Source organism: Acidiluteibacter ferrifornacis (assembly GCF_009909615.1).
Lineage (GTDB): Bacteria > Bacteroidota > Bacteroidia > Flavobacteriales_E > Vicingaceae > Acidiluteibacter > Acidiluteibacter ferrifornacis.
This window is the reverse complement of record NZ_WWNE01000007.1, coordinates 258,984-273,368: the sequence shown is the minus strand read 5'-3', so window position 1 is coordinate 273,368 and position 14,385 is coordinate 258,984. Positions and strand designations below refer to the sequence as shown.

At 35.7% G+C, this 14,385-nt stretch carries 16 protein-coding genes; 5 read left to right on the top strand and 11 right to left on the bottom strand.

The window, feature by feature from the left end; translation table 11 throughout:
* Positions 1 to 62: 62 nt before the first annotated feature.
* The 3 genes from GQN54_RS09955 to GQN54_RS09945 form a co-directional block, all read right to left on the bottom strand.
* Positions 63 to 1,523, bottom strand: a complete 1,461-nt coding sequence (locus GQN54_RS09955; protein WP_160633390.1) for a DUF6089 family protein — start codon at positions 1,521 to 1,523, stop codon at positions 63 to 65.
* Positions 1,524 to 1,662: 139 nt separating this feature from the next.
* Positions 1,663 to 2,313: an MCP four helix bundle domain-containing protein gene (locus GQN54_RS09950; protein ID WP_160633389.1), complete on the bottom strand. Its 651-nt coding sequence runs from the start codon at positions 2,311 to 2,313 to the stop codon at positions 1,663 to 1,665.
* Positions 2,314 to 2,388: 75 nt separating this feature from the next.
* Positions 2,389 to 2,868 (bottom strand): OmpA family protein, encoded by a 480-nt coding sequence (locus tag GQN54_RS09945; protein WP_160633388.1) that lies wholly within the window; start codon positions 2,866 to 2,868, stop codon positions 2,389 to 2,391.
* A 280-nt stretch (positions 2,869 to 3,148) separates the two neighbouring features.
* Here GQN54_RS09945 and GQN54_RS09940 point away from each other — a divergent pair, with 280 nt between their 5' ends.
* Genes GQN54_RS09940 through GQN54_RS09930 form a run of 3 tightly spaced genes read left to right on the top strand, consistent with a single transcriptional unit; the run spans position 3,149 to position 5,718 of the window.
* Positions 3,149 to 4,021, top strand: a complete 873-nt coding sequence (locus GQN54_RS09940) for a hypothetical protein (protein ID WP_160633387.1) — start codon at positions 3,149 to 3,151, stop codon at positions 4,019 to 4,021.
* The gene (locus tag GQN54_RS09935) at positions 4,018 to 5,031 is read left to right on the top strand and encodes a S41 family peptidase (RefSeq protein WP_160633386.1); all 1,014 of its coding nucleotides are present in this window, start codon (positions 4,018 to 4,020) and stop codon (positions 5,029 to 5,031) included. Before GQN54_RS09940 ends, GQN54_RS09935 begins: the two co-directional genes overlap by 4 nt.
* Positions 5,032 to 5,040: 9 nt before the next feature.
* On the top strand, positions 5,041 to 5,718 hold the full coding sequence (locus GQN54_RS09930) for a M24 family metallopeptidase (RefSeq protein WP_160633385.1): 678 nt from the start codon (positions 5,041 to 5,043) through the stop codon (positions 5,716 to 5,718).
* A 31-nt stretch (positions 5,719 to 5,749) separates the two neighbouring features.
* Here GQN54_RS09930 and GQN54_RS09925 read toward each other — a convergent pair whose 3' ends face one another.
* Positions 5,750 to 6,301: a 4'-phosphopantetheinyl transferase family protein gene (locus GQN54_RS09925; RefSeq protein ID WP_160633384.1), complete on the bottom strand. Its 552-nt coding sequence runs from the start codon at positions 6,299 to 6,301 to the stop codon at positions 5,750 to 5,752.
* A gap of 236 nt (positions 6,302 to 6,537) precedes the next feature.
* Here GQN54_RS09925 and GQN54_RS09920 point away from each other — a divergent pair, with 236 nt between their 5' ends.
* Positions 6,538 to 7,041, top strand: a complete 504-nt coding sequence (locus GQN54_RS09920) for a GreA/GreB family elongation factor (RefSeq protein ID WP_160633383.1) — start codon at positions 6,538 to 6,540, stop codon at positions 7,039 to 7,041.
* Between the two features lie 56 nt (positions 7,042 to 7,097).
* Here GQN54_RS09920 and GQN54_RS09915 read toward each other — a convergent pair whose 3' ends face one another.
* A complete protein-coding gene (locus GQN54_RS09915; RefSeq protein ID WP_160633382.1) occupies positions 7,098 to 7,928 on the bottom strand; it encodes a prohibitin family protein in 831 nt (276 codons plus the stop codon).
* 360 nt (positions 7,929 to 8,288) lie between these two features.
* Complete coding sequence (locus tag GQN54_RS09910) at positions 8,289 to 9,191, bottom strand: hypothetical protein (protein WP_160633381.1); 903 nt, start codon at positions 9,189 to 9,191, stop codon at positions 8,289 to 8,291.
* Between GQN54_RS09910 and GQN54_RS09905 the strand changes: the two genes are divergently transcribed.
* Positions 9,190 to 10,713: a hypothetical protein gene (locus GQN54_RS09905; protein WP_160633380.1), complete on the top strand. Its 1,524-nt coding sequence runs from the start codon at positions 9,190 to 9,192 to the stop codon at positions 10,711 to 10,713. The genes GQN54_RS09910 and GQN54_RS09905 overlap by 2 nt on opposite strands.
* A gap of 259 nt (positions 10,714 to 10,972) precedes the next feature.
* Here GQN54_RS09905 and GQN54_RS09900 read toward each other — a convergent pair whose 3' ends face one another.
* The 5 genes from GQN54_RS09900 to GQN54_RS09880 all read right to left on the bottom strand — a co-directional run bounded on the left by GQN54_RS09900 (position 10,973) and on the right by GQN54_RS09880 (position 13,636).
* Positions 10,973 to 11,611: a DUF6266 family protein gene (locus GQN54_RS09900; protein WP_160633379.1), complete on the bottom strand. Its 639-nt coding sequence runs from the start codon at positions 11,609 to 11,611 to the stop codon at positions 10,973 to 10,975.
* Between the two features lie 176 nt (positions 11,612 to 11,787).
* On the bottom strand, positions 11,788 to 12,204 hold the full coding sequence (locus GQN54_RS09895; protein ID WP_160633378.1) for a DUF6943 family protein: 417 nt from the start codon (positions 12,202 to 12,204) through the stop codon (positions 11,788 to 11,790).
* 231 nt (positions 12,205 to 12,435) lie between these two features.
* Positions 12,436 to 12,663: a GDCCVxC domain-containing (seleno)protein gene (locus GQN54_RS15460; protein ID WP_160633377.1), complete on the bottom strand. Its 228-nt coding sequence runs from the start codon at positions 12,661 to 12,663 to the stop codon at positions 12,436 to 12,438.
* Positions 12,660 to 13,271: a mercuric transport protein MerTP gene (merTP, locus tag GQN54_RS09885; RefSeq protein ID WP_160633376.1), complete on the bottom strand. Its 612-nt coding sequence runs from the start codon at positions 13,269 to 13,271 to the stop codon at positions 12,660 to 12,662. Before merTP ends, GQN54_RS15460 begins: the two co-directional genes overlap by 4 nt.
* Complete coding sequence (locus GQN54_RS09880) at positions 13,268 to 13,636, bottom strand: ArsR/SmtB family transcription factor (protein ID WP_160633375.1); 369 nt, start codon at positions 13,634 to 13,636, stop codon at positions 13,268 to 13,270. Before GQN54_RS09880 ends, merTP begins: the two co-directional genes overlap by 4 nt.
* Between the last annotated feature and the right edge of the window lie 749 nt (positions 13,637 to 14,385).

Sequence of the window (14,385 nt, the reverse complement as noted above, 5' to 3'; positions counted from 1 at the left end):
AAAAAGAGCGTTTCTTTCGAAACGCTCTCTCAGAGTTTTGGTCGTTTGTTCTAGGTGTAGTGTTAAAACTTGATGTTAAATTCTACTCTTCTATTTTTTGCTCTACCTGCAGCAGTATTATTATCTGCTACTGGCTTAGTAATTCCATAGCCTTCAGAAGTCAATCTGCTAGCGTCAATACCTTTTGCAATTAGATAGTCTTTTGCTGCTTTAGCTCTATCTTTTGATAAGATTAAATTTTTCGCTTCATCACCTGATGCATCTGTATGGCCTTCTATCATTAGGTTATAAGCTTTGTTGGCGTTCATAACTTTAGCAATATTGTCCAATACTTTAAGAGATGAAGCTTTTATTTTAGCTGAACCTGATTCAAAGAATAAACCTTTCATCGCCATTTCCATCACTTTTGCATCTTCCTTTTTAATCTCAGGGCAACCTTTGTTAGCTGCAATTCCTGCTACTGTTGGACATTTATCCAAGTTGTCAGCGATACCGTCTTTATCCGTATCAGGACATCCGTTCATTTCTTTAGAACCGGCAACTTTAGGACAAGTGTCTAAGTTATCAGCAATGCCATCTTTATCTGTATCAACGCATCCATTGAATTCAGCAACTCCTGCTATCTCAGGACAAGCATCTTCATTGTCAGCGATACCATCACCGTCTGTGTCAGGGCAACCTTTTAAGGCAACTAAACCTTTTACTTTCGGGCAAGTATCATCCTTATCAGCTACTCCGTCACCATCCGTGTCGGGACAACCGCCTAATACAGCTGTTCCAACTTCAGTAGGACAAGCATCTAATTTGTCGATTACACCATCGCCATCAGTATCAGGACATCCTCCGTTTTCAAGAGTTCCTGCAACTTCAGGACATTCATCATTTTTATCAAGAATTCCATCTCCATCAGTATCCTTTCCTGTAGAAAAGTTATAATGCGCTCCAACAGCCGAATATAAAAAACGATCCAATAAATTTTCAGACTTATCTCTATTGTCTACACCATCCATTTTATCATCAACCATATAAGTGAAGGTGGAGTTTAAAGAAAGCGCGAAATTCTCATGAACGTTGATCATGGTTCCTGCACCCATAGGAAAACCTAACCTAAACACAGTTCCATTTACATGAGCACCAGAATACATAGAGTTTCCAATACCTGCATGAACGAATGGTGCAATAAGTGCATCTTCTTTAAGTAGGTATCCATTATTTAATTTATATTTTGCCTCTAGTTTAATATCTCCAAGGTTGGTTTTGAAAGAACGAGCTCCTTTTGAAAAACGCATTTGACCGTAAGAAAACGATAACATTCCATCAAAAGATCGGTTAATGTATCTGCTATAAGACACTCCGAAAGCAGCATGAACCTTTTCAAATCGATACATTTCGTATCCTAAATCTCCTGCATATTCCTTGGTTCCAAAATGAATACCAATGCTGTTTTCATTTGTTTTGCTCTGAGCTGATGCGCCAACTGATATTAACGTAGTGGCAACAATAGATAATAAAATTTTCTTCATCCTAATTATTTATAATACAATTCAAGGACAAAAGTAGAGGGGAAGGAAGCGTATTAAATTTAATCTTCGTTGAGGTAGGGGCTTTTAAAGTTAAAAGCTATCAAATTCCCGATAAAAGGAATTGTGTAAAAACCATCATCTAGTTTAAGTGATGAGGTGTGTGGGTTTTGATTTTTAAGGTTTTAGAGGTAAATATGAGGACTTGAATTACTAAAGCTAAAACAATAAGTATCGCTAATTCCAGCTGAGAAATGGATAAACTACCTAGGACTATTTTATGTGAACTTATCTGAAGAGCTTTGCCTTCTTGAGTTTGGATATTTGAGAGATTACGCATCGAGTTTAGCGTTTTCGCAGTATTGGTTTCAAAAGCTTCGTGTAAATTAACTCGAGTAGTAGAGTCTTTACTTTCAAGTATTTGTTGCTCAAGTTTGTCTTTTTTATTCAGGTGATTTAAAAAGTTTGCAAACTCTTTTCTTTCCTTTTCGGTAAGATAGGTCTCTTCATATTTCGAAATAATTTGTTGCCGCTCCTCTTTCAATTCGTCCAAATCTTTTATAATAGAATTGGAAGTGCTATTCCTTAGTTTTTCTTCCTTTTGAAGATTATCGTATAATTTGAATAAATAATTTTGCACCATTAGTCGATCTTCATAAATACTCGACATAGAATGATCCAATTGTTCAAATCGCTGTCGATTCTGAATATTGACTAATAGTATCAATAGAATTATGATAGTGAGAATAATCGAAACAGATAACTTATTTTTTAAACTATAGGGCCACTTCATGGTAGTTGAGTAAAGGTGAAAGCTAAATTTACTCAGGAAGTCCCAATTAGTCAAACTTCTTTTCCTATTAACTACTCAAAAGTTGATAGAAAGGTCGATTCGAGTATTAACTTTCAAATTAGTTAGTGAAAGTGGCTGTTTTTCGCCATATCCATTAATGCGTATTCTGGATTCATCTAATTGAGCAGACATAAAATAATGCTTAATCGCTTCAGCTTGCTGTAAAGAAAGCTTTAGGTTGCGCTTTTTACTGAAACTTTCAAAATAATGACCTGAAATAACTAAGTTGTATGCAGGTTTTTGTTCTAGAAGGTCCGCAATTAGCTCAATGGCTTCAATTGCTTCCAGAGTTAATACATAAGTATTGGGATAAAACTCTATTTTACTGGAAACGTAGGACATAAGTTCTAGCTCTTCATCGGTTATAAATAGAAGTAGAGAGGTATTTGAAGAATCTATTACTGAATTTTCTTTTTCCCCTACCAATTGCTGACAAACTAAATTGACTGAAAAGGAGAAAACCAATAATAAGAAAAAGAGAATATGTTTAGTCAAAGTTGGGATGTTACTAATTGCTAAAATTAATTAGAATCCGACAGTGAGTCATCTTTTTTCGATTAGAGGAGGTTTTAAATAGACAAGCAGTCATATTTTTAATATCCATTGTGTGGGGTAATTTTTTTAAGTGGTATTTAACGTCTATCTATATGTTTACTTTTGAAACTATATAGTTGATGAAGATGAAAGAATTAAACTTTTTGTTGATTGTGTGATAGACTTATTTTTAATATAAAATTTAATTGAAGATTTCGATAATACCTTTAAAAAAATAAGAATGAAATTTAAAGTCATATTTCCTCTACTGATGATTCTTAGCTTCGGAACTTTAGCCCAAGAATTAGAACAGTCAGGATGGGTTGCACGAGACACTTCCGCCCGAGCTACATTTTTAGAATTGGGAGTTGGAGTCAAATTAGGAACATTTAGAGATTTTGCCACATCGCCATTAATTTACAGCGGTCCAGGAATTCATGCAAAAATTGGTAGAAATAAAAAAAATAACATTTTTGAAACAGATGCGAATTTTATAATGGCCGCGGGAAGCTACTCTTCCTTGATTGAGAATGAAGTTCATTACAGTTCGATCAATACATTTACCCTTAACTATTCTTATTTAAGAGGTATTAGAAATTGGAACACTGCAAAGTGTAAATTCTTAGTCGGAGGAATGCTTTCTGCCATGGGAAACTATAGGTTTAATGAGGCCCTAATGAATAATAACCTAGGAATTGAGGCTTTTATTAATTTGCAAGTGGCGGCCAAAGTGATTTTAGATATCTCGAGAACTGAGCAGAAGAATAAAAAGTTTTTGTTCATCAAGTACTCTTTGTTTCCAAGATCAAGAAGTCTAACGTATCAATTCAATGTAGGAGTGGTGAATAGTTCATATAGAAACGGCTACGCATACTTAAGTCAAGGTGCAATTACCAATAGGGATGGATGGAACATATTCGACAACCATGAGTTGAGGGTGTTTTCAGGAGCAAAGATATCTAGCAGCCTTGCCTATGAAATTTCTTTGAACAATAGTAATAGAGTAAAGCTTGCATATGACTGGGAGGCTTATAAAACTGGAGGAGATTTGGATGTTTTTGAGATGAGTAATCACCTGATAAGTGTAGCGTTATTATTTAAAACCAATCGATGATGAAGAGTATAAAGTATATGTTGGCCGTATTTATTCCTTTTCTAATGGCTTGCGAAGGTTATTTGTTTGAAGAAGACTTAAGTTCTTTAGACCCTCAAGTCAATTTTGATTATTTGTGGAAACAATGTGATGAGAAATATGCTTACTTCGATTTAAAAGAAATTGATTGGGATGAAAAGTATACCGAGTACAGTTCCAAACTTTATCCTGAAATGTCTGATGACTCCCTTTTTAATGTATTGGGAGGATTGTTGAGAGAACTTAAAGACGATCATACCAACTTAAGCTCCACTTTTAATGTCGCATTTTATGGAACTCAAAATTTAGGACCTGACAATTTTGACTGGAGAATCGTTACTGATCATTACCTACCTTCCGACTATTATATATCTGGACCCTTTGTGCACGACTTTTTACTGAATTCGAATCAAGAAATTGGATACATTAGGTTTTCACAATTTACTGGAATGATTAATTCTACTAATTTGAATTTTATTCTCAATAGGTATAAGCACACGAAAGGGTTGATAATTGATTTGAGAGAAAATGGAGGAGGGGCAGTAAGTGATGTATTTGCTCTTCTAGAGCGCTTCATTAATCAGAAAACACTTGTTTATTACAGTAGACTGAAGAATGGTAAAGCGCACACTGCATTTTCAGAAGATCAACCTACTTTTATTTCACCGGTTTCACCAATATATAATCAAAAGGTAATGATGTTAATTGATCGTGGAACTTATAGCGCAGGATCATTTACAGCGTTGTCTACTAAGGCTATGCCGAGTATAACGTTAATAGGAGATACCACAGGTGGTGGATTGGGGTTGCCTAATGGTGGACAATTGCCCAATGGATGGACTTATCGTTTTTCCATTACTCAAACCTTAGATGCAAATCTGAATAATGAATACGAAAGTGGTGTGCCACCAGATATCAGAGTAATTACTAACTTATCTGATCGAACTAAAGATGAGGTGATTGAGCGTGCAAAGCTTGAAATTAATAAATAGGTAGGAAGTATGAGCAATCAATTGAGACAGTTAATAGAAGCAGAAAAAAAGGCTGAATTATTATTTCAGGAAATTGAAAATCGCAGACTAGTGAAAGCAGGAAAGTCTGAAAAAGAGCTCAATACACAAGTTTATGAGTTGGCTTTTGAACTATTTGGAATTCGACAATATTGGCACAAGCGAATCGTGAGGACAGGGACAAATACTTTATTCCCATACAAAGAAAATCCACCCAACTTGACCATTCAAGAGGATGATATCTTATTTTTTGACTTTGGGCCTGTTTTTGAAGAATGGGAAGCTGATATGGGTAAAACCTATGTGATTGGGAAACACAATCTAAAACTAAAATTAAAGCAGGATGTAGAAGATGCATGGAAAGAAGGAAAAGTATATTTCGATAAAAATAAGGACACTTTAACCGGGGCGGAATTCTACAACTATACCAAAGGATTGGCTCAGAAATACGGTTGGCAGTTTGGTAACATTCATTGCGGACATTTGATTGGGAAATTCCCACATGAACAAATCGCAGGAGAGGAAGAAGTCAATTATATTCACCCCAATAATGATATATTGATGAGTGAAAAAGACAAAAATGGCAATGAGCGTTATTGGATTTATGAAATTCACTTTATAGACCCAGTATTAAAAATTGGAGGATTCTTCGAGCAATTGCTTTCCTAGTATAGAAATCAAAAGGAACAATTGCTTGTTTTTAATTGTAGGTCAATACCCAATTGTCAGTGATTTCATAGGTCAATTTTTCAACCTGATTTTTGAAAGTATATATTACTTCATTATTAGCGATGCTCTTAACAGTTACTTCAGCCGCTAAATCCTGTATATTTCCTTTTTTAGATTTGTAAACGGCTTCTTTTGTGCACCATATAATGTATAATTGCTCAAAGGTCCAATTGGTATTTCGTTCCTGTTGATTGATAAAGTAGGGTATGATTTTTTGAATATCTTTTTTTATAACCTCAATATCCACACCTATGAATTCAAAAGACGAGAGGTATATTGCGAATAAATGATCGCAGTGTGAAATAGAAAGGTGGTAATTAGAATCTACTAGAAAAGGAGCCCCACTATCATTATGATTTAGAACATGATCACCAATTTTAGCAGTTAGGAACAAACGAACAACTTGTGCTTGGAAGTCTTTTTTAGATCGAAATTGGTTACGATCAATGTTATATAGGTCGGAGTCGATAAGGTAAACATAACCCTTGTTTGTTTTAATCTTTCTAATTAGCTCTGTTCTCATTCTATCTAAAGCAATAGCAGACTGCAAAGTAATTATTAATTGACGGATTAGAGCGGATTTATACTTAAAAGTAAATACAGCTCGGATAATTATATTGGGGGTTGAAAGAATTTTATTAAAATCGAGTGAAAAGTATGCTATTAGCAAATTGCTTATTGTGTTTTAACTATTCAATATCTTCTACACTAAATCATTTAAATAGACTTTCATAACTTAGATAACTAAATCTAAAAGATATGAGTAGAGGATTTGTAAAAGAGGATGATCAAGAGGAAACTCCTATGGTTCCGCCTCGAGCCGATTTGCCTGAGGGGTTAATGAATTATGTTACATCAAAGGGTTATGATGAATTATTAGCTGAGAAAGAGGCTTTGATTAAGGAACGAGAAGATTTAGAGGGTGCTAACGAAAAAGAAAGGCGAATAGCTTCCAATTTAATTCATGCTAAAATTCAATTGCTCAATGAACGGATTTCTAGTGCACAGATCATAGATTTATCAGAACAGCCAAAGGATGAAGTCCGATTTGGAGCAACCGTTTCATTGAAAATTGGAAAAGCTAATCAAGTTCAACGTTATCATATTGTGGGAGTAGATGAAGCCGATATTTCCAAAAAGAAAATGGCTTTTAACTCTCCAATTGCGCTTTTATTGATGGGCAAAAAAGTTGGAGAGAAAGCGATATTGAAACTATTAAATGGTGAAAGAAAATTTGAAGTAATAGACATAGAGTATGTGTAAATAACACCTTAACCTAAAAGTTAGTCATTCTAAAGTTTGCTATTTTATAGGATTTATTACTTATTTCCCCCAACACCGATAAAAGGAATTGCCCCCGAACCGGTCACACCTGGAAGAACTCCATTCCATTTGTCTATTGCTTTAAGCTCCGCTTCAATTTTTCTTAATTCAATTAGGTCAGGAGAAATATTCATTTTCTGTAGTCGTAAAGCTTCGGCTTCGGCAGTTGCAGCAGCTATAGTTTGTTCTGCTTCCACTTTAATACGGTCTAAGTCTCTTTTCGCCTTTAAGGCATTTTGTTCGGCGGTTTGCTTGGCTTCAATTGCATCAGTAAACGTCTGAGAAAAACTAAAGTTAATGATGGAAAATCCTGTCACAGTGATGTTTGACTCCAAAAGGCGACGTTTTAGTGCTTCTCTCATTTCACTACTTACGGCTGGTCGTTTGGTAATTAATTCTTCCGCGGTATATCTTGCTGAAACAGCTTTCATTACCTCTTGTATAGCAGGGTCGATAATGGTGGATTTATAATCAGAATTAATTGTTTGTACTACTACATTTGCTTTGTCTGGTATTATATTATAATTCAAAGCAACTGACATATCTACATCTTGAAGATCTGATGAAGAAGAAGCTGCATCTGTTACTACTTTTTGGATTCTCACATCTACTGTTTTGATTTCTTGCATAATTGGAATTCTAAAGTGTATGCCCTCATCAAGAACAATATCTTGAACAGCTCCAAAATTGAGAACCACACCTCTTTGACCGGCATCGACTTGAGCCCAAGGTTTCAAAAGAAATAGGATTAAGAGTATACCTACTACAATGATTAAATTCCTTATTTGACCTTTTGCTAAAATTTGATTGATATCGTTCGCACTCATAATTGGATTTTTAATGAATGGCGAAGGTAGGTTTAATTAAAGTGAATTTTTGTGGTTTAATGTGTTAAGAGATTTTCTGTGCTCAAACTGTTAGTAACGGTTTAAACCCTAAAGATAATTCTGGCAATTGTCAAAAGCGCAAGAAAAATAGTTGCAATCGAAAACCAGTTTGGAAGTGCCTTTTTCTGATTAAGGATTAATAAAAAAAGAAACAAGTCAAGCGATGAAAGGATTCTGAGAAATGCCCAATCGTCAATATAGATAGAGATTGAAAAGACAGATGCAAAACTTATTCCTATTACCCCTAATACAGATAAAGTACTGCCAACAAATTGGGACTTAAATTTGAAAGTCATAGCATTAATTCCTAGACCAAATATGCAAAATTGCCAAATGAGAAAAACGATCCAAACCAAAAATTCTATATAGCTTTTTGGAGATTTTAAAGCTCATGTAAAGACCATTGAAAGGGAAAGTAATGTTTGAGCTTGCCGAAACTAATTCGCTACTTGGGTATGAGTGTAATAGAATTAATTTCCAAAAGGAGAGTAAAAGGAATGGGACTGTTAGTAATAATGAATTTTGAATCTTGTATCTTAATAACTGAGGTGAGGACATATCTCGCCAAAACCAAATAGCCGTCATTGCTCCTATAAATATGATAGTGGTTTCTCGGGTTAATAATGCAAGACTAGACAAAAAAACGAAGAGGTATAATCTATTTTCAAATAGGGATTTCAATGCCAATACGAGTAATAAAACTTCTATGCATTCAGTTAAATCACGGCTTAAACTCATCCAGAGTCCTGATATTAAAAATGGTAGGTAAAAACTCCATTTTATTGAGGCAATAAATTTGAAATTCGATACAGTAAAACTAATAATGATTAAAGAAATCATATTAATCAACACCAGCATAAATGGTATAAAGGAGGGAATTCCAAATGCAGCAATGTGAGCCAATAAGGGATACAAAATTCGCTGATGTCTATACGGAGGATGATCTACAATAACGCCACCTTTTACTTTTTCAAATGAAAAGGGGTCTTTTGCTAAAGCATAATAGAATTGACCATCATATCCTGGTCCCTTTTGAATAATTACTTCTTCTCCTATTATTTGTTCAGATACGAAGTTATCCCCTAAAACTATGAAGTATGTCCAGTCAAAATTTCCCCAAGCAAACCTTAATAAAACAATTGATACAACAATTAAAATACTAACAAGTGTTTTAGAACTATTACTTTTGGGTATAAAACTCATGAATTATAATGAGATGGCGTTTAAGAAAAGCACAGCTATTAGAATCCTGCAAATGTCTTTATTTTTTCTATTAGTAATATCTGTTTACGTAAGGTTTTATAAAAACCATCATGAATTGCCCAAAGGATGTGATGAATTTGGTTATTTGCATATGTCTGAAGCAATTAGTAATGGTAATTTATTGAAAAGCCATACAAAAAGACCATTTTTTAATGAATTGAAGCAACATTTGTTGAATCAGGGATATACAACCAAGGAGATGACCTGGGTAATGCTGCCACATGCTTACCATTTAGATGAGCACTCTAATAAAGTTATTAATCAATATCCCATAGGGACTTCTCTTTTAATGTCCTTTATTCCAAAGTTATATCGTCAATATCTCTTTCCAGTTGTTGTGGTCTTATTAATCTATACCTTAACATTTTTAGTTGGTTTAAAAGAGGATAGACGAACCAGAGAAAAGCAATTTACCCTGATTACGATTTTTATATTACTTAGTATTCTAATTGCACCATTTTTAACAGAATACACTAGTGTAAACTCAGTAGCTCCTACATTTGGGTTTTTATTAGCAGCGGGTGTTTGTTATTCTAGAAACTGGAGAGTCGCCGCATTATTAATTGCAATTACTGTAAATTTCAGACTAGCCAATGTTCTGCTTATAAGTCCTATTTTAATACATCAGTTATTGCAATATGTGGAAACAAAAAACTTTAATGACTTAGCGAGGTCGGTTTCACAGACTCTAATAATTCTTTTGGTGATTGGAATTTTACCTTATTCTCTCTATACTAAATTATTGGTAGATAGTTTTCTGGCTTCTACCTATTCTTCGATTGATCAAGCTTCCGCAAATTTAGAAATGGCTATCCTTAATTTTAAGTATTATTTTATAAATGAAAATAAGTGGCTGATAGTTAGTTTTTTATCGTTAATGGTTCTTTGTTTCTTAAATTTCAATGATAAAAAGAAAACATACCTTTCCTTTTCCTTTAGCTTGTTGTTTATTTATCTTTTCTTTTTGTTTCATGCGGCAAAAACACCTTATTACCCTTACGGACTATCTTTAATAATGATAGGAGTGATTATCCAAAAGGTATCTACATTAAATCCACAGAAAAAAATATTATTTCCAGCTTTAAACTTTATCGCTTTAGTTGGTTTATTAGCAATATTTATTACTAATTATTCAAAGTATAAGTCGATAAAAGAGATTCCTACTTCTTTGGAAATTCAAGACTTAAAGGAGTGTTTTGAAACCTATGATGTTGTATGGGGGGAGTTAAAAACTGGTACCATAGAGTATGCAACATCTACTCCTACTATGCGATTTTATTGGGGTAATCAAAAAATCAGAGAGGAAATTATGATATGGTTGAAAAATAATAATTACAAACAAGCTATATTTTTGAATGACCTCGTCTTGAATATAGAGGAAATAGAGCGATTAAATAATGAGCTACATTTCATTCCTAATCATGATAAAATCAACAAATGTGGAGTATTACTTGAGCTTTAGTTTTTTGGATTAATGATAAAAGCTTGTTGTGGATGGTAATTGAGAGAAGTTAACTAGTTAATTGTTAGCTACTTACTTTCCGATACAATATCTAAAGCACTATTGATTATCAGTTAGTTATGTGCTTCTAGGTACAAATCAGTAACAAAAAGTCCTGAAATAGAGCTAATTAACCGCTAAACAAGTGCAAACACAAAGGTAAGGGAATAAAAAAACCGCCCTAGAATTAGAGCGGTTTTCGAGAGAGAACCAATTGCTATTAAGCAACTGTTACAGAACCGATATAAACGCTGTTAGCGACTTCTTTACCGTCTTCTGATAAGAAACCAATGAAGGCTTCTACATCATCACCTACATAGCTTGCAGGCATTCCTAAGTTCTGAGAAGTGGCACTTCTTACAGCTCCTGCGGAATCATAGATTGATTCGTCCTTGGTTGGGTTGTAAACAACTAGCAACGCCTTGTCAGTTGCCTGAGCGTTTCCGCTGCCTGTGTTGTCGTCCCATGTGAACTCAACCAATCCACCTGAAGAACTAACAGCTGCGTTTGCTGCGCCTACTAATCCACCACGACTAACGAGCGCATTGGCGTAGTCAATAGTGAAGTTGGGATATGATCCCGTGATTGCGTTATTCAAGTTGTAAGACATTGCAGCGTTGAACTGCGTCATCTTGTTTGCGTACAACTTGAAACCTACTCTCAAGAAGTCAGTCATTGACTGCAAGAATTTAAGAGTAGTTGAGAATTTAGAACGTTGGTCAACTTGACCTGCAGTTCTTGGATTCGATACATTGGCAGGCTTGATTCTCATGTAATCAATACCTTTCCATGTACCACCTACGACATTTCCGACCTTGCCGGAGAAGCCGCCTAAGACACCTTGTGAAATTTTACCCATGATCTTTAAATTTTTAGGGGTTAAACATTAGTTACTTGGACTTGACTCGGACTTGGTACGGCCTTGTCACTTTCCACCAAGATTACGTCAATAATTGGGCAAAGTGGTTTCTTTCGGTTTCTTAGCTCTTTCTTGCTTCGGTTTGCTTAAACGCCTATGACAAAAGGGAATGCAGGTCATAGCAACTCCCTGAAAAATGCCATTCTTGCGGTTTCAATCATTTTTAATGAAACATGGATTTTTTGTTCTTGAATCTCTAAGAGCTTGAAGCTCTGAATGAGTTTTTCAAGTTGTTGTTCTTTCTCTTCAGCAGCCTTTATGGTCCTTAGAAAATGCTTTCTGTATTCTCCAATGGTTATGAATGGAATCACTGAACCACGTAGAAACATTTCAAGCTGTCTTGACTTCCAAAGTGCGTATGCTATCCAATACACCTGGTCAACTGAATCAGGGTTTTCGAGGAGGCAAACAAAGCAATTCGGGCAGGGTGCTTTCAATGGTTTACCGCTATTCAATCCTTTATTCAGTATAAAGAAATGGGGTTGTGTGTAGGTGGTTGTCGGTCTGTGTGTCTTTAGCAGAAGCGTTTTCATATAGCAAGCCATTAGAATTATGCTCGCTGCGCTTCGCACAGACATTTTTAAAAGAGAAAAGAAAAAAGGGAAAAAAAGAAAAGAGAAAGCTCTCTTTGAATGTGGGGAGGGATTGTGAACAAGGTTTTTGGATCAAATACTACCCGAAGGGTGGAGATTTTATTCAAAACCCGCAGGGCTTGACCTTGTGAAACAATACCTAGTGCTAACGACCCACTTAAATTTGCTTTTCTATTTTTTTGTTTGACAACATGAACTCCCATTATCATTTTGAATAGGTGGACAGGGAGTTGAGCCATAACTGCAGTAAACACAACAATCACCTTGTTGAGGTTTCAGTACTTTCTTACAGTTCTCGCACTCATAGAAAAATTGACATGCGTCTGTAGGCATGGTTTCTTCTTTCTTGTGACCACATTCAGGGCAAGTAATTGTCGATTGTAGGATTATTTCGCTCATTTTAATTTATTCACTGATTTAACTTTATAACCTGTATTACCGATTGCCGATTTAATTTCTTCAATATTCGTTTGAGATTCATCAAAGGATACTACGGCATTCTCATCTTCATAGGAAACTTCTAATTGTGTAATACCCGGAAGCTTACCAATTTCTACCTTGACGTGTTCTTCGCATCCTGTACAGGTCATACCTTTAATTGAGATTTGATAGTTAGATTCAAGGGTTCTATCAACGGAATTTGAAAACTTTGTCTCAGGAAAAAAGGAGTCGGCATAGTATGGAAATGCAAGCATAATTGCGGCAAATACTGTAACAATGCCAAGGAATCTTTGCGATTGCCAAAGGCTTGGTTTTTCGACATCATCACAAGCGCATTCAATTTCTTCTTTTGACTGAGGTTTTAGTTTCTGATACCATGCAAATGCTAGAACTAGCAGTGTTATTGCTATTAACCATGGACGAAAGGGTTCTAACCATGAAAAGGAAGCTGCTATGCCGCTAGACCCTGCAATAAGAGCTAGTACAGGTGTGATACAGCAGAGTGAAGCACTGACGGCAGTCAGGACGCTTGTTAAGGCCAAGGATTTTGATTTATTAGGTTTCATATAGCTAGTTGTTTTTCTGAAGCCAATAGATTGAATATTGGATTGAGTATGTGGCTATTGGATTCTGCAAGTGAATAAAAAACTGTTTGTCCAATTTTTTCATACTTCACTATTCCCGCTTCCTTGAGTTTTTTTAAATGCTGAGAGATTGCAGGTACAGTCATACCGAGGACATCACTTAAATCACAAGGGCACATTTGGGATTCTTTGTCCAATAGGAATAAGATTTTTAAACGAACTTCATTACCTGCAAGGTTTAATGCCTTTGAAATACGTGTTACTGACGCTGAGACATCTTCAATGCTTTGTTTACAGTCATCTATTTGTGCCTGATTAGCATAAACCCTGATACATGATTTTACCATAATTGAGCGTATTTAAGTGATTGCTTAAATTAACGCAAATAAAAGAAAAGAAGTTTATTATTTAAGCAAATACTTAAACATTAAATCTACAACTGTCTTTCTTGGTTAGGAGTGGGGAAACGCAGGTAAACTAAGGCGAAGCCGATTTCGCGAGCCGCCTGCGAGCGGAGCAAGGGTGGTGTAGGAAAAAGCCTGAATCCCTTTAGGGTGAAGGCGACCTACGCCTATGTAGGAACTACACAGGGCTGGCGTGATTTTTTGCAACCGTGTCGGGAAAGGCAAGTGTAGTGAACGAATTGAAAGGAATGACGAGGCACAAGGAATGAATTGAAATGAGTGAACTGCTCTTGTGAGCGGAGGTGAAAGGGGCTAAGTTGAAGGAGTGGATTGAAAAGAATCGACTGAAACGCAGCGCCTGTAGCCGTGGAGGTAAGCAAAAAGCATGACAGCCCGATTAGCCCGCAGCGACCCGCAGGCGAGCAAAACAACAAGCAGCGATAGCCCCCCAATTAAATATATGTGAGTTTAGCGAACACCTTAATCGGGGTTTGGGGGGATAGAAAAGCTGCGAATGAGGATTGAGTGGAATGTGTGAAACAAAACAAATGAACGACTTGAAGTGAGCACCCACTGGAGCGCAAACTGAAAGGTAGTGAGTGGTATATGCAAGGGCGACCGTAGGGAGTGCATTTACCCTTGCAGATATGTTTTTGTGAAACTAAATGGAGCGATTGACGAATACCGCTTTA